Source organism: Pantoea sp. At-9b (assembly GCF_000175935.2).
Classification (GTDB): Bacteria; Pseudomonadota; Gammaproteobacteria; order Enterobacterales; family Enterobacteriaceae; genus Pantoea.
The window spans coordinates 2885741-2901677 of sequence record NC_014837.1 but is presented as its reverse complement, the minus strand read 5'-3'; the positions used below and the strand labels follow the sequence as shown (position 1 = coordinate 2901677).

Here is a 15937-nt window from a genome sequence, read left to right as displayed (position 1 = left end):
ACGCCTCCTGCTTATTTGTTGAAGTGCACCACCGAGCGGATGGATTTTCCTTCGTGCATCAAGTCAAAGGCGTCGTTAATCTCTTCCAGCGGCATGGTGTGGGTGATGAAATCGTTGAGTGCGAATTTACCGTCGAGGTAATCCTGCACGATACCCGGCAGTTGGCTACGGCCTTTCACGCCGCCGAACGCGGAACCACGCCATACGCGACCGGTCACCAGTTGGAACGGACGGGTGGAGATCTCTTCACCGGCACCAGCTACACCAATAATCACGGATTCGCCCCAGCCTTTGTGGCAGCATTCCAGCGCGGAACGCATTACGTTGACGTTGCCGATACACTCGAAGGAGTAATCCACGCCGCCATCCGTCAGCTCAACAATCACATCCTGGATCGGCTTGTCATAATCTTTCGGGTTGATCAGATCGGTCGCACCCAACTTGCGTGCCAGATCAAACTTGCTGGTGTTGAGATCGATACCGATAATGCGTCCGGCTTTTGCCATCTTCGCACCGATAATGGCCGACAGACCGATGCCACCCAGACCGAAGATCGCCACGGTATCGCCTTCTTTCACTTTGGCGGTGTTCATCACTGCGCCCATACCGGTGGTGACGCCACAGCCCAGCAGGCACACTTCTTCCAGCGGCGCTTCTTTGCTGATTTTCGCCAGCGAAATTTCCGGCACCACGGTGTACTCAGAGAAGGTTGAGGTGCCCATGTAGTGGAAAATCGGCTGGCCGTCTTTAAAGAAACGGGTGGTGCCATCCGGCATCAAACCTTTACCCTGGGTGGCGCGGATCGCCTGGCACAGGTTGGTTTTGCCCGACAGACAGAACTTACATTTGCCGCACTCCGGGGTGTACAACGGGATCACGTGATCACCCACGGCCACGCTGGTTACACCCTCGCCAACCGCTTCGACCACACCGCCGCCTTCATGGCCGAGGATCGCCGGGAACACACCTTCCGGATCTTTACCCGACAGGGTGTAGGCATCGGTATGGCAGACACCGGTCGCCACGATGCGTACCAGCACTTCGCCTTTCTGTGGCGGCATCAGATCCACTTCTTCGATTTTCAGCGGTTCACCAGCTGCCCAGGCAACGGCGGCACGGGTTTTAATCATGTTCATGCAATTCCTCTTCCTGTAAAGATGCGGGCCAGACAGACGGCCCGTTGGTCGTGATAACGGTTAAAATTACTCGGCTGCATGCAAAGGATGCATCAACTCATCATTCAGCGGCCGGTCGTCAAATTGTTCAATAATCAAATACTTCAACGCTTCCACATTGGGGGTGAAAGCATCACGTCGCCACATCAGCCAGGTGGCGGTGTCGCGATATTCTGGTGGTAGGGCGTGTTCCTGCACCCGAACTTTACCGGGCATTTGATGCAGTACCGACGCCGGGATCATCGCCACTCCGGCCCCCCCAGCCACACAGGCCATCATCGCGTGATAAGACTGGATTTCCATCACGCTATCCGGCGCGGTTTGGCTGTCGCGATACCAGGATTCAAGTTTGACGCGATACGAACAACTGTTGCGGAAGGCAAACAGCGTATCGCCCTGAGTGTCTCGGGCATTGATAATCGGTTTGTGTTCAAGGCTGGTGATCAGCACCATCTCTTCGCGAAAGGCGATGCAGCCGTTTAAATCATCGTGGGTGACCGGGCCATCTACCAGCGCGGCGGCCAGCGTGCCTTCGCGCACTTTATCGATGATCTCACCCGAAGTGCCGGTGATCAGCGACAGCGCCACCGCAGGAAAACGCTGATGATAGGCCGCCAGCAGACCTGGCAGACGGGTCGCGGCGGTGCTTTCCATCGAACCGAGGGCAAAATTGCCACCGGGTTCGCCTGCGCGTGTCATACTCATCGCCTCGTCGCTCAACGCCAGAATACGCTGGGCGTAATTCAGAAAGTTGTGGCCCATCGGCGACAAACGGATACGTTGTTTCTCGCGGATAAACAGGTCCACGCCCAACTCTTCCTCCAGCTGACGCAGACGGGTAGTGAGGTTGGAGGGGACACGGTGCAGTTGCTCCGCCGCGCGAACCAGCGAGCCGGTTTCGGCCACAGAACAGAACATGCGTAACTGGACTAAATCCATATTCTCTTCTCGTAAACAACTTAGTTAATATTATTCACTTTTCGTGAGTTTAAACATCGCGCATGCTTGAAGCAAGTGATAAAACAATATCAGGGGTTGGTTATGCCATTTCGCGTCGCGCTCAGCGCATTCTTAAGTTTAGTGGTTGCTATGGGGATTGGGCGATTTGCCTTCACCCCGCAGGTACCGTTGATGATTCAGGATCATCAACTGACGCTCACCAGCGCCAGTCTGGTGGCCGCGCTGAACTACCTGGGTTATCTGTGCGGTTCCTTTGATGCGATGCGTGCCCGCAGCCGCGTTGAGTGGCGCTTGCAGATGGGGGTGTGGGGCGCAGTGGTGCTGACGTTGCTCTCCGCGGGTGTCAGTGGGCCGTGGTTACATGGCCTGATCCGTTTCCTGATTGGCTGCGCCAGCGGCTGGGCGATGGTGCTGGTGGCGGCGTGGAGCAATGAGCAACTGCTGCATCATGGCCGTCCGGGGTTGTCAGCCGCGGTCTTTGCCGGGCCGGGCACCGGCATTTTCCTCAGCGGTATGCTGGCGGTTGTGCTGCATGCCAGCGGTGCCAGTGCCGCCCTGGCATGGGGCGCTTATGGTCTGCTGGCGCTGGTATTGATTGCCGCCATCGCCCGTTTTTTACCGCGTAAAGGTCAGCTGCATCGCCCCGATCAGGCACCCGCACCGCTGATCCTGAATGGCAACCTGAAGCGCCTGGTGTTGAGCTACAGCCTCGCCGGGTTTGGTTATATTCTGCCCGCGACCTTTTTATCGCAAATGGCGGCCGCCCGTTTTCCGCACAGCGCGTTTGCACAGTTTGTCTGGCCGGTGTTTGGCGGTGCGGCGGTGATCGGCATTGTGCTGGGCATAGTGACCCGTCACTGGGGCAGCAGCCATATCCGCCTGGCACTGGTGCTCTGGGCGCAGGCGCTGGGGGTGATCGCGGCCAGTGTGATGCCAGGACTGAATGGCCTGATGATCGGTGCTGCGCTCATTGGTGGCGGTTTCCTGTGCGTGGTGCAGCTGGCGTTACAGTATGGCCGTGAGCTGGCACCGCAGCATACGCGCTATCTGGCTGGATTGCTGACCACCGGTTACGCCGTCGGGCAACTCGGCGGGCCACTGTTGTCGTGGATCTCCTCGCTGCTGTGGCATCAACTCGAACCGGCGTTATGGGTCGCCGGCGCGGGCCTACTGTTGGCCGGGGCACTGGTCCTGCGTCGTGCGGCTCCATGAAAAGCTTTCATCTCCAATCGGATTGATTGCTGGATTAAGGGCGCGGAGTGTTTCACAATACGCGCTCAGAATTTCCCCCGCAGGCTCCCACCTGCGGGCGCATCACCTGCCGGAGAAGAGTACGATGAGCACCTTAAGTCAGGAAGCCGCCCTGGTTCATGAAGCGCTGCTGGCGCGTGGCCTGGAAACGCCGTTACGCGCCCCGGTGCGCGAGATGGACGACGAAACCCGTAAGCGTCAGATCGCCGGTCATATGACCGAAATTATGCAGCTGCTGAATCTTGACCTGGAAGATGACAGCCTGATGGAGACGCCACATCGCATTGCCAAAATGTATGTGGATGAAATTTTTTCAGGTCTCGACTATGCCAATTTCCCGAAAATCACCGTTATCGAAAACAAGATGAAGGTCGATGAAATGGTGACGGTGCGCGATATCACGCTGACCAGCACCTGCGAACATCATTTTGTGATTATCGACGGGAAAGCCACCGTGGCTTACATCCCGAAAGATAAGGTGATTGGCCTGTCGAAAATCAACCGTATCGTGCAGTTCTTTGCCCAGCGTCCGCAGGTGCAGGAGCGCCTGACCCAGCAGGTATTGGTGGCGCTGCAAACCCTGCTCGGTACCAACAACGTGGCGGTATCGATCGATGCGGTGCATTACTGCGTGAAAGCGCGCGGCGTCAAGGATGCGACCAGCGCCACCACCACCACATCTCTGGGTGGTTTGTTCAAATCCAGCCAGAATACCCGCCAGGAGTTTCTGCGCGCGGTACGTCACAACTAAATTAATTTGGGCGGCTTTTGCCGCCAGTTTTCATTTCTCTCTCAGGACACCGGATGCAACGCTATCTCGCGCTGGATTTCATTCGTGGTTGCGCCATTCTGGGCATTCTGTTGCTCAATATTGTGGGTTTCGGTTTGCCGTCGGCTGCCTACCTCAACCCGGCCTGGCAGGGTGAGATATCGCTATCTGACGCCTGGACCTGGGCGATCATGGACGGGCTGGCACAGCTCAAATTCCTCACGCTGTTTGCGTTGCTGTTTGGTGCGGGCCTGCATCTGCAAATCCCACGCGGCAGTCGCTGGATAACCTCGCGTTTATCGCTATTGGTGCTGCTGGGGTTTATTCACGCGGTGTTTTTCTGGGAAGGGGATATCCTGCTGGATTATGGCCTGGTCGGGCTGATTATCTGGCGGATGTTGCGCGAAGTGCCATCGGAGCGCGCCTTGCTCCAAACCGGCGTACTGCTCTATCTGGTCGGCTGTGGCGTGCTGCTGGTGTTTGGCGCGATTTCCACGCCACAGCCCAGCCGTTCCTGGTTGCCCGGAGCGGCCGATCTGCAATATGAACGGTACTGGAAACTGCTGGGCGGCTGGGAGACGGTGCAAAACCGGCTTGATCATCTGTCATCCAGCCTGATGGCGTTGGCGTCGCAATACGGTTGGCAGTTGGCGGGGTTAATGCTGATCGGTGCGGCGCTGATGCGCAGTGGCTGGCTGAGCGGCCAGTTTAGCGTGCAGCATTATCGGCGTGCTGCGGTGATCCTGCTCAGTGTCGGCTGGCTGATAGCCATTCCCGGCATCATCGCACAGTGGCATCTGGGCTGGGAATTTATCTGGAGCGGCTTTTATTTACAGGTGCCGCGTGATGTGGCCAGCCCGTTTATCAGCCTCGGCTATGCGGCACTCTGCCTCGGCTTTTGGCCGCAAATCGCCCGCACGCGTCTCAGCTTCGCCATTCAATGTGTCGGGCGCATGGCGCTCAGCAATTACCTGCTCCAGACGCTGATCTGCACCACGTTGTTCTACCGTTTCGGTTGGTTTATGAAGTTTGACCGCCTGCATTTACTCGCCTTCGTCCCGGCTATCTGGCTGGTTAATATCCTGTTTTCCGTTCTGTGGCTTCGTGCGTTCCGCCAGGGGCCGATGGAGTGGTTATGGCGCAAACTGACCGCCCTGGCCGCCGGGAAATCAAGTAACGCGATCTCGTAAAGATAATGACGGCCATCACAAAGGTTGCAGAATTGTATGTAACCGTTTTCATCCGTGTGACGTGATTCACGCTGTGCCCACTAATGCCCTGACAGAATAGCGCCGTTACGCGCACCAGGCGCATTTTCTCCTCTGTGGAACAGCTGCATGATAACGATTCGTGATGTCGCCCGTCAGGCCGGTGTGTCGGTAGCCACCGTCTCACGAGTGCTCAATAACAGCAGTGCCGTTACGCCAGATACCCGCGACGCCGTCCTACAAGCGGTGGAAACCCTGGGCTATCGGCCCAACGCGAACGCTCAGGCGTTGGCAACGCAGGTCAGTGATACCATCGGCGTGGTCGTTATGGACGTGTCCGATCCCTTCTTTGGCGCGCTGGTGAAATCGGTGGATACCGTCGCCCAGCGCATGCACAAACACGTGCTGATTAGCAATTCCTGGCATCAGGAAGAGAAAGAGCGTCATGCCATTGAGGTATTGATCCGCCAGCGTTGTAACGCGCTGGTGGTGCACGCGAAAACGCTTTCAGACGCTGAGCTGGCGCAATTTCTCGAACAAGTTCCGGGTATGGTGTTGATTAATCGCACGATTCCGGGCTATGAAGACCGTTGCGTCTGCCTCGATAATGTGACCGGTGCGCTGGTCGCCACGCGCATGCTGTTACAACAGGGCCACCAACGCATTGGTTTTCTCAGCTCCAGCCATCCGATTGAAGATGTCGCCCAGCGCCGTGAAGGCTGGTTACAGGCGCTGGCAGAGCAGGGGATACGCCCACCGGAAAGCTGGATCGCGCAGGCGGAGCCTGATATGCAAGGCGGTGAAGCGGCCATGGTGGAGTTACTTGGCCGTAACCAACATTTAACCGCCGTTTTTTCCTATAACGACGGCATGGCCGCCGGTGCGCTCACGGCCCTGAAGGACAATGGCATCCAGGTGCCACAGCATTTCTCCGTCATCGGTTTCGATGACATTCCCATCTCACGCTATACCGATCCGCAATTGACAACTGTGCGCTATCCCATTGTTTCTATGGCAAAACTGGCGACTGAGTTGGCGCTGAAAGGCGCAGCCGGTGAGCTTGATCACAACGCCACCCATTGCTTTATGCCCACGCTGGTACGTCGCCATTCCGTGGCCCAGCGGCAAAATGTGGAGTCCGTCACTAATTCAGGCGATGGGCCTGTGTAACCGTTTTCAATCTGTGATTGTATTCACAGTTAATTAACATGGCGCTCACTATGATGGCAGCGTCTTACCGGACTGAAACATTATGTAACGCCGGGTTTTCCTTCCCCGGTATGGTTTCAGCAGCCGATTGAAATGGTTCACAACATTCTTCAGGAAGCGGTTACGTACAGGGAAGTCAGGAAAACGGTGGGGTTCGGCTTAAGCGTAACGCAACCACCCATCAGAGAGTTTCAACCGACTGCGTTGTCTGCCGCAGAGCAGCACGGCGCGATGAAATACCCTGCATAAAAAAACCGGAGATACCATGAATAAGAAGGTTTTCACGCTCACAGCACTGGTTGCCAGCATGATGTTTGGTGCGACTGCACATGCCGCCGATACCCGAATTGGCGTCACCATCTACAAATATGACGACAACTTTATGTCCATGGTGCGTAAGGACATTGAGAGCGAAGCGAAGAAAGTGGGCGGCGTACAGCTGCTGATGAATGACTCGCAGAATGACCAGTCAAAACAGAACGATCAGATTGACGTACTGATGGCCAAAGGCGTGAAAGCACTGGCAATCAACCTGGTGGACCCGGCGGCTGCCGCAGTGGTGATTGATAAAGCGAAAGCGAACGATGTGCCGGTGGTGTTCTTCAACAAAGAACCGAACGCTAAAGTGCTGGCCAGCTATGACAAAGCCTACTACGTAGGGACTGACTCCAAAGAATCTGGCGTTATCCAGGGCAAATTGATTGAGAAGCACTGGAAAGCGACCCCGGCCTGGGATCTGAACAAAGACGGCGAAATTCAGTATGTCCTGCTGAAAGGCGAGCCGGGCCATCCGGATGCGGAAGCCCGTACTAAATACGTTATCGATACGCTGAACAAAGACGGTATCAAAACCCAGCAGTTAGCGATGGATACGGCGATGTGGGATACCGCGCAGGCGAAAGATAAGATGGACGCCTGGTTGTCTGGCCCGAACTCGAAGAAAATCGAAGTGGTGATCGCCAACAACGATGCGATGGCGATGGGTGCGGTTGAAGCGCTGAAAGCGCACAACATGACCTCTATCCCGGTGTTTGGTGTTGACGCCCTGCCGGAAGCGCTGGCGCTGATCAAATCTGGCGCGTTGGCCGGTACGGTGCTGAACGATGCGGAAAACCAGGCCAAAGCCACGCTGGATATGGCGAAAAACCTGGCTGACGGCAAACCTGCTACCGAAGGCACCAACTTCAAGATGGTTGATAAGATCGTCCGCGTTCCTTACGTACCGGTAGATAAAGATAATCTGTCTCAGTTTGTGAAGTAATCCGTCCCGGGCGCGGCGTTTCGCCGCGCCTTATTGCATCTGACCAACGCTTTTTTTAGCCAGGTAAATTATGGCCAGTGATAATCCGACCACACAGCGTGAATATCTGCTGGAGATGACGAATGTCTCAAAATCATTTCCAGGGGTTAAAGCCTTAGATAATGTGAATTTAAAAGTGCGCCCCCACTCGGTTCATGCATTAATGGGTGAAAACGGTGCCGGGAAATCCACATTATTAAAATGCCTGTTTGGGATTTATAAAAAGGATACGGGGAGCATCCTGTTTCAGGGTGAAGAAATTGATTACAAAAGCTCCAAAGAGGCGCTGGAAAACGGCGTGTCGATGGTGCATCAGGAATTAAACCTGGTTCTGCAACGCAGCGTCATGGATAACATGTGGCTGGGCCGCTATCCGCGCAAAGGTGTGTTTGTTGATCAGGATAAAATGTATCGCGATACGAAAGCGATCTTTGAAGAGCTGGATATTGATATTGATCCACGCGACAAAGTGGCCAATCTTTCCGTCTCGCAAATGCAGATGATTGAAATTGCCAAAGCTTTCTCCTATGACGCCAAAATCGTTATTATGGATGAGCCAACGTCGTCGTTGACGGAAAAAGAAGTTAATCATCTGTTCACCATTATCCGTAAGTTAAAAGATCGTGGCTGCGGCATCGTATATATCTCGCATAAGATGGAAGAAATTTTCCAGCTGTGCGATGAAATTACCATTCTGCGCGACGGACAATGGATTGCTACCCAGCCGCTGGAAGGGCTGGATATGGATAGGATCATCGCCATGATGGTGGGGCGTTCGCTTAACCAGCGCTTCCCGGACAAAACCAACGTGCCGGGCGAAGTGATTCTGGAAGTGCGTCATTTGACGTCGCTGCGCCAGCCGTCGATTCGCGATATCTCGTTCGATCTGCACAAAGGTGAAATTCTGGGCATTGCCGGTCTGGTGGGGGCAAAACGTACCGATATCGTCGAGACCCTGTTTGGTATTCGCGAAAAATCGGGCGGCACCATCAAATTGCATGGGAAAGCAATTAATAACCACTCCGCCAACGAAGCCATTAACCATGGCTTTGCACTGGTAACGGAAGAACGTCGCTCAACCGGTATTTATGCTTACCTTGATATTGGTTTTAACTCGCTTATTTCAAATATCAGAAAGTATAAAAACAATATGGGGTTGCTGGACAATAAACGCATGAAAAGCGACACCCAATGGGTGATTGATGCGATGCGGGTAAAAACACCCGGCCATCATACTCAAATTGGATCGCTCTCTGGTGGTAACCAGCAAAAAGTGATTATTGGCCGCTGGTTATTAACTCAGCCGGAAATTCTAATGCTGGATGAACCGACGCGAGGAATTGACGTTGGTGCAAAATTCGAGATTTACCAGTTGATTGCGGAACTGGCGAAGAAAGAAAAGGGCATCATTATTATCTCTTCTGAAATGCCAGAGCTGTTGGGCATTACCGATCGCATTCTGGTGATGAGTAATGGACAGGTAGCGGGCATTGTTGATACCAAAACGACCTCGCAGAATGAAATCCTGCGTTTAGCGTCATTACACCTTTAATGAAGCAAGGGCTTTAACATGAAAGCGACTACTAAAAAGAATGCGCTAACCTGGTTAAAAGAGGGCGGCATTTACGTTGTCCTGTTGGTACTGCTGGCTATTATTATTTTCCAGGACCCGACATTTTTAAGTTTGATGAACCTGAGTAATATTCTGACCCAGTCATCGGTGCGTATTATTATTGCGCTCGGTGTCGCCGGGCTGATTGTCACTCAGGGTACTGACCTGTCGGCTGGTCGTCAGGTTGGCCTCGCGGCGGTGGTGGCTGCCACTCTGTTGCAGGCGATGGATAACGCAAACAAGGTGTTCCCGCACCTCGACACCGTTCCGATTCCGCTGGTGATCCTCACCGTATGCGTGATTGGCGGTATCATCGGCCTGGTAAACGGTGTCATCATCGCTTACCTGAAAGTGACCCCGTTCATCACCACCCTCGGTACCATGATCATCGTTTACGGTATTAACTCACTGTATTACGACTTTGTGGGCGCATCACCGATTGCGGGTTTTGATGCTGGCTTCTCGAAGTTTGCCCAAGGCTTCTTCCGTTTTGGCGATTTCAAACTGTCGTACATTACGTTCTACGCCATCATCGCCATCGTGTTCGTCTGGATTCTGTGGAACAAAACACGTTTCGGTAAAAACATCTTCGCGATCGGTGGGAACCCGGAAGCGGCCAAGGTCTCTGGTGTGAACGTGCCGCTGAACCTGATTCTGGTATATGCACTGTCGGGCGTGTTCTATGCCTTTGGCGGGATGCTGGAAGCGGGGCGCATCGGTAGTGCTACCAACAACCTTGGTTTCATGTATGAACTTGATGCCATCGCGGCCTGTGTGGTCGGCGGTGTCTCCTTCGCCGGTGGTGTGGGTACGGTAGCGGGTGTGGTAACCGGTGTGATCATCTTTACCGTTATCAACTACGGTCTGACTTATATCGGTGTTAACCCTTACTGGCAGTACATCATCAAGGGCGGCATCATTATCTTCGCCGTGGCACTGGATTCACTGAAATACGCACGTAAGAAGTAACCGTCAGCCAGGTGAACAAGGGGTCGGGATTATTTCCCGACCTTTTTTATTTCTTCAGTTTCTGTTCCAGTTCCAGCAACTGTTCCGGTGTGACTGCCGGATAACTCTGCGCATCGTCCGGGACTTCATGTACTGCCGGGATGGGCACCAGCGGCCCCAAAAAACGCGGTTCACGTTTCATCAGATACAGATCCGCCAGCGCGCCGAGGCGGGCACCCACCTCACGGAAACGGACGGTGAGCATATTTTTGGGTGAGGGTACCGCATAACACTGCGCCTGAATTCCCAGATGCAGGGCAATAAACAGCGCCCGCTCGCAGTGGAAGCGCTGGGTAATGATAATGAAATCATTGGTATCGAAAACTTTACGCGTGCGAACGATCGAATCCAGTGTGCGGAAGCCAGCATAATCGAGCACGATATCCGCCGGATCGACACCCGCTTTGATCAAATCCCGCCGCATGGTCATCGGCTCGTTGTAGCTTTGCAGCGCATTGTCGCCACTCAACAGCAGATAATTAACCTTGCCACTGTTGTAAGCGTTAAGCGCGCCCTGAATACGGTACAGGTAATACTGGTTAATGACGCCGGTACGATAATATTTGGCCGTGCCCAACACCACCCCTACCTCGCGATGCGGTAATGCGGCGACATTTTCATAGATGAAGGGAGCCGTTTTCCAGCTAATCCAGCGATCGAGGCCAAGCGCGGTCGCCATCATCAGTAAGATGATGAAAAGCAGACCAATGAAAATGCGTTTAATCATGCACGCAGGCACTCGGTTGGCGAAAAAAGGAATGGTTCAAGGCTACTTTAGCCCTCGGCGGGAAGCAAGTTAACGCCAGTTGGCTGGCGTTTTTTTAAGCATTGCCGGGTCTGTATCACAGCCCGGCAAGGTTACTGCATCAGATAGAGGTACGGCGATAGTGTCGATACTGCGGCAGCCAGAAGTTGTTATTCACTGCCAGCGACAGCACATCTTCAGAGGTCACCACGGCAACACCGGCCAGTTGCGCGGCTTTGCCCACTTCCATCGCAATAATTTTCGATACACCCTGAATATCTTTGATCTCCGGCAGCACCGGGCCTTCGCCGTCATTCACCAGCGGTGAACAATCGGCCAATGCACGGCTGGCGGTCATCAGCATTGAATCGGTGACACGCGACGCACCCGCAGCGATCACGCCCAGACCGATGCCAGGGAAGATATAGGAGTTGTTACACTGCGCAATCGGGTAGGTTTTGCCTTTCCAGCTCACTGGCGCAAACGGGCTGCCGGTGGCGACCAGTGCAGCACCGTCGGTCCAGGCGATGATATCGGCCGGGGTCGCTTCGACACGTGACGTCGGGTTTGACAACGGCATCACAATCGGACGTTTACAGTGCTTGTGCATTTCACGGATGATCTCTTCGGTGAACAAGCCCGGTTGGCCGGAAACGCCAATCAGGATGTCCGGCCTGGCGTTGCGCACCACGTCCAGCAGCGAAATGGAATCACTGGTGATATCCCAGCTTTGCAGATTGTCACTCTTCTGGACCAGACGGCTCTGGAAATCGAGCAGGTTTGGCAATTTGTCGGTCAGCAGACCGAAGCGATCCACCATCAATACCCGGGCACGTGCTTCATCATCGCTCAGGCCTTCCGACTTCATCTGCGCGATGATTTGTTCCGCGATACCGCAGCCTGCTGAACCGGCACCGAGGAAAACCACTTTCTGTTCGCACAGACGGCTGCCTGCGGCGCGGCTGGCGGCAATCAGGGTGCCGACAGTGACTGCTGCGGTGCCCTGGATATCATCGTTAAAGCAGCAGATCTCATCACGATAGCGCTCCAGCAACGGCATAGCGTTTTTCTGTGCAAAATCTTCAAACTGCAACAGCACTTTCGGCCAGCGGCGTTTAACCGCCTGGATAAAATCATTCACAAATGCTTCGTACTCTTCGCCAGAAATACGAGGATGACGCCAGCCCATGTACAGCGGGTCATTCAGCAATTGCTGGTTATTGGTGCCCACATCCAGTACCACTGGCAGCGTGTAGGCCGGACTGATACCGCCACAAGCGGTATACAGCGACAGCTTACCAATTGGAATGCCCATGCCGCCGATGCCGAGGTCGCCAAGACCAAGAATACGCTCACCGTCAGTCACCACGATCACCTTCACATTCTGTTTGGTGGCGTTTTGCAGCATATCTTCGATGCGATCGCGGTTGTTATAGGAAATAAAGACACCGCGCGCGCGACGATAAATTTCCGAGAAATGTTCACAGGCAGCACCGACTGTCGGGGTGTAGATAATCGGCATCATCTCTTCCAGATGATTGTCCAGCAGACGGTAGAACAGGGTTTCGTTGGTGTCCTGGATATTGCGCAGATAAACGTGCTTGTCGTTATTGTTTTTGAAATCCTGGAATTGACGCCAGGCACGTTCTGCCTGTTCTTCAATGGTTTCAACTGCTTCGGGTAGCAGGCCATTAAGATTGAATTCATTACGTTCTTCGAGGGAGAAGGCGCTGCCTTTGTTCAACAGCGGAAATTCCAGCAGGATCGGTCCCGCGTAAGGGATATACAGCGGACGTTTACTTTCGTACTCGAGTTCCATGCAATGTTTGCTCCGGTTGCAGTGTTTTCTGGCGTGTCGCCGGGAAAGGTAACGCCAGCCTTTCTTATTGTGAAGTGATTTCTGGCGCTCGATCCTATGAAATTTCCTGCAGATGTACAGCTTTTGTTAATAAAAGGTCACAAAAGCGGTAAAAGGATCACTTAACTGCGATGGCTGACAAGATTTCTGTTGCAAAGGTATGACATCCCAGCGCTGCCAGGGTGGCGCGCGTGGCATCCTGTTGGCTGAGGGTGGCCGCCTGACACTCTGCCAGCACTGCCTGCTGCACGCTCTCCAGCGCTTCGTTATGCATATTCATCAGAATCAGGGCCGCCTGTAACGGAGGCAGGCTGGGGTTGAATGCGGCATTTTCGGCATAGCGTCCGGTAAAAATTTGCCCACTGCGGCTGCGCAGGGCGACCCCGCTGTAGCTCCGGCTGTAAGGCGCATGGCTATGATTAGCCGCCTCAATGGCGGCCTGTTGCAGGCTATCGCCCTGCAAAACAAAACCATGATTAACCGGACTGAGCAGGCGTTCAGCAATATTCAGATCTGCCGGGCCAAAGGCATCCGGCAGATAATCGCCCAGCGTGCTGATTGCCCGACCCGGCAGGCTGATGCGAATGGCGGTGCCGCTGTTCAGTTCATTCATAAACTGACGGCAGTGGCCACAGGGCGTGTAGTTGACCGTGATGGTCTCCAGCCGGGTTTCACCCCGTAGCCAGGCATGGGTGATGGCACTCTGCTCGGCATGGACCGTCTGCTGCAACGGGGCATCGCGGAACTCCATATTGGCACCGAAATACCAGGTGCCACTGATGCCACGCGCGATAGCACCCACATTAAAATTCGACACCGGCGCTATCGCACAGGAGGCTGCCAGCGGCAACAAGGCGAGGGCGAGGGCATCTGCGTCCAGACCGGTTGTTTGTTGTATCTGCGTCACTTCATGTGGCTGCACCACGCCGTGAAAATCGGCCGCGTCCAGCAAGGGTTGCAACGCCTGCTGTAAATCCTGCGGCAGGGCAGAGAAAGCGGAAGTGAATCTTGGATGCATGATGGCCTCATTACCTCGTCAGCGGCGGCGCGCCGCCTGAAGGTTTATATGTGATCTATATCGCTATGACAATGTAAGACGTTTTGCTTGTTTCAACTTTGCGAGATCTCTCGCAAGTTTCAGCCCAGCCAATGCATCAGAACCGGATACAGGAACGGTGCCAGTAACGACGTAATAATGCCGCAGATCACCAGTGCCAGAGAACTGAAAGCACCTTCCTGATAGTCAATTTCTGCCGCACGTGCGGTGCCCAGCGCATGTGAGGCATTGCCAATGGCTAAGCCGCGTGATGCCTTGCTTTTTACCTTCAGTAAATTCAGCAGCATATGACCGAACACCGCCCCCAGCACGCCGGCGATAAGTACGCAGATAGCGCTGATGGCAGGAATGCCATGCAACGAGCCGGAGACCGCCATGGCAATCGGCGTGGTGACTGATTTTGGCATAATCGTGGCCGCGATTTCCGGTGTCGCACCCAACCATAAGGCAATCGCCGTGCCGGAAATCATCGCGGTCAGGCTGCCGATAAAGCAAACGCTGATGATGGTTTTCCAGCGCGCGCGGATTTGATGCATTTGCTCATACAACGGCAATGCCAGCGCAACGACGGCCGGTTGCAGCAGCTGATTCAGCAGGGCACTGCCAGCAAAGTAACGCGCATAGGGCATATGGGTGACTAACAAAATAGGGATGACTATCGCCATCGCCACCAGCAGCGGATTAATGATGGAGATATTGATTTTCGCCGCCAGCTTACGAGCCAGAAAATAGGCCGCGAGGGTGAGGGGCAATGACCACCAGATATCACTCATCATCTGACTCCTTTAGCGTCTTCGGCCGCTGCATCCGTTCAGCGCTTAAACTCACCACCACCAGTACCAGAAAGGTGCTGACCAGGCAGGAAACCACAATGGGACCGAATTGGGCCGTCAGGATGTCGGTGTAACCCATGACGCCAACGCTTATGGGTACAAACAACAACGCCATGTAGCGAATCATTAAATGGCAGCCTGGTTTGACCCAGTCAACCGGCAGAATTTGCAGCGCCAGCAGCGTAAACAACAGCAACATACCGATGATGCTACCGGGGATAGTGATCGGGAGAAGGGCGGCAATGCCGATTCCGGCATAAAGTGCAGCGTAAATAATGACAAAGGCACGTAAATAGCGCCAGCAGACAGACAGCACGGTGGGCATGACAGGCTCCTGTTTTCTCAGGGCTTCATCATACGCATTAAGCGCTTAGCGTGCCAGAGATCACATTGCGAGACAGATTCCGGGTTTGGCGGCATTTCCAGATTTGTGCGCTAAAAGAGCATAGTCTGGTGGCCTTCATAAGGAGGTGAGGATGAAAAGATCGATTCTGCTACGCCGCGAGCTTCGCAAGAATATGACAGAGGCGGAGCTACTGCTATGGCGTTTTTTGCGTGACCGGAATTTAAGCGGGGTTAAGTTCCGTCGGCAATACGCAATCGGACGTTACATTGTCGACTTTGCCTGTATCGAGCGTTTACTGGTTATCGAGCTTGATGGTGGTCAGCATGCTGAACAATCGACGTTGCACTACGATGAAGTCAGGACAGCCTATTTGCATCGTTGCGGATGGCGGGTGATTCGCTTCTGGAATAATCAGGTGTTTTGCGAATTAGATGCGGTGATGGAGGAGATTTACCGGCAGCTTAATCCGTCACCCTCACCCTAACCCTCTCCCGCTTGCGGGAGAGGGGACGAATCGCGCCGGAGTTGCACATCTCACTCTCCCGCAAGCGGGAGAGGGCCGCACACACATCTCCCTCTCCCGCTTGCGGGAGAGGGCCGGGGTGA

Annotated in this window: 15 protein-coding genes; 8 read left to right on the top strand and 7 right to left on the bottom strand. The window is 54.3% G+C overall.

Annotation, left to right across the window (positions count from 1 at the left end; genetic code table 11):
- Positions 1-11: 11 nt before the first annotated feature.
- Both PAT9B_RS13340 and PAT9B_RS13335 read right to left on the bottom strand, forming a co-directional pair.
- Complete coding sequence (locus PAT9B_RS13340; RefSeq protein ID WP_013509799.1) at positions 12-1136, bottom strand: S-(hydroxymethyl)glutathione dehydrogenase/class III alcohol dehydrogenase; 1125 nt, start codon at positions 1134-1136, stop codon at positions 12-14.
- Positions 1137-1202: 66 nt separating this feature from the next.
- Positions 1203-2114 (bottom strand): LysR family transcriptional regulator, encoded by a 912-nt coding sequence (locus PAT9B_RS13335; protein ID WP_013509798.1) that lies wholly within the window; start codon positions 2112-2114, stop codon positions 1203-1205.
- A 102-nt stretch (positions 2115-2216) separates the two neighbouring features.
- Between PAT9B_RS13335 and PAT9B_RS13330 the strand changes: the two genes are divergently transcribed.
- The 7 genes from PAT9B_RS13330 (at position 2217) to mglC (ending at position 10453) form a co-directional block, all read left to right on the top strand.
- On the top strand, positions 2217-3347 hold the full coding sequence (locus PAT9B_RS13330) for a YbfB/YjiJ family MFS transporter (RefSeq protein WP_013509797.1): 1131 nt from the start codon (positions 2217-2219) through the stop codon (positions 3345-3347).
- 124 nt (positions 3348-3471) lie between these two features.
- Entirely contained in the window at positions 3472-4137 is a 666-nt protein-coding gene (gene folE, locus PAT9B_RS13325) for a GTP cyclohydrolase I FolE (RefSeq protein ID WP_013509796.1), read from the top strand.
- 53 nt (positions 4138-4190) lie between these two features.
- The gene (gene yeiB / locus PAT9B_RS13320) at positions 4191-5345 is read left to right on the top strand and encodes a DUF418 domain-containing protein YeiB (protein ID WP_013509795.1); all 1155 of its coding nucleotides are present in this window, start codon (positions 4191-4193) and stop codon (positions 5343-5345) included.
- 147 nt (positions 5346-5492) lie between these two features.
- Positions 5493-6533 carry an HTH-type transcriptional regulator GalS gene (galS, locus tag PAT9B_RS13315; protein WP_013509794.1) on the top strand — a complete coding sequence of 347 codons (1041 nt, stop codon included), beginning with the start codon at positions 5493-5495 and terminating at the stop codon, positions 6531-6533.
- A 304-nt stretch (positions 6534-6837) separates the two neighbouring features.
- A complete protein-coding gene (gene mglB, locus PAT9B_RS13310) occupies positions 6838-7833 on the top strand; it encodes a galactose/glucose ABC transporter substrate-binding protein MglB (protein ID WP_013509793.1) in 996 nt (331 codons plus the stop codon).
- A gap of 70 nt (positions 7834-7903) precedes the next feature.
- The gene (mglA, locus tag PAT9B_RS13305) at positions 7904-9424 is read left to right on the top strand and encodes a galactose/methyl galactoside ABC transporter ATP-binding protein MglA (protein ID WP_013509792.1); all 1521 of its coding nucleotides are present in this window, start codon (positions 7904-7906) and stop codon (positions 9422-9424) included.
- Positions 9425-9442: 18 nt separating this feature from the next.
- Complete coding sequence (mglC, locus tag PAT9B_RS13300; protein ID WP_013509791.1) at positions 9443-10453, top strand: galactose/methyl galactoside ABC transporter permease MglC; 1011 nt, start codon at positions 9443-9445, stop codon at positions 10451-10453.
- Between the two features lie 46 nt (positions 10454-10499).
- Here mglC and sanA read toward each other — a convergent pair whose 3' ends face one another.
- The 5 genes from sanA to PAT9B_RS13275 all read right to left on the bottom strand — a co-directional run bounded on the left by sanA (position 10500) and on the right by PAT9B_RS13275 (position 15310).
- On the bottom strand, positions 10500-11219 hold the full coding sequence (gene sanA / locus PAT9B_RS13295; protein ID WP_013509790.1) for an outer membrane permeability protein SanA: 720 nt from the start codon (positions 11217-11219) through the stop codon (positions 10500-10502).
- 139 nt (positions 11220-11358) lie between these two features.
- Entirely contained in the window at positions 11359-13056 is a 1698-nt protein-coding gene (locus PAT9B_RS13290; protein WP_013509789.1) for an NAD-dependent malic enzyme, read from the bottom strand.
- A gap of 157 nt (positions 13057-13213) precedes the next feature.
- Positions 13214-14113, bottom strand: a complete 900-nt coding sequence (cdd, locus tag PAT9B_RS13285; RefSeq protein ID WP_013509788.1) for a cytidine deaminase — start codon at positions 14111-14113, stop codon at positions 13214-13216.
- Between the two features lie 119 nt (positions 14114-14232).
- The gene (locus PAT9B_RS13280; RefSeq protein ID WP_013509787.1) at positions 14233-14925 is read right to left on the bottom strand and encodes a CidB/LrgB family autolysis modulator; all 693 of its coding nucleotides are present in this window, start codon (positions 14923-14925) and stop codon (positions 14233-14235) included.
- Positions 14918-15310 (bottom strand): CidA/LrgA family protein, encoded by a 393-nt coding sequence (locus PAT9B_RS13275; protein WP_013509786.1) that lies wholly within the window; start codon positions 15308-15310, stop codon positions 14918-14920. Before PAT9B_RS13275 ends, PAT9B_RS13280 begins: the two co-directional genes overlap by 8 nt.
- Before the next feature lie 151 nt (positions 15311-15461).
- On the opposite strand from PAT9B_RS13275, the gene PAT9B_RS13270 reads away from it, so the two are divergent.
- The gene (locus PAT9B_RS13270; protein ID WP_013509785.1) at positions 15462-15815 is read left to right on the top strand and encodes an endonuclease domain-containing protein; all 354 of its coding nucleotides are present in this window, start codon (positions 15462-15464) and stop codon (positions 15813-15815) included.
- Positions 15816-15937: the final 122 nt, after the last annotated feature.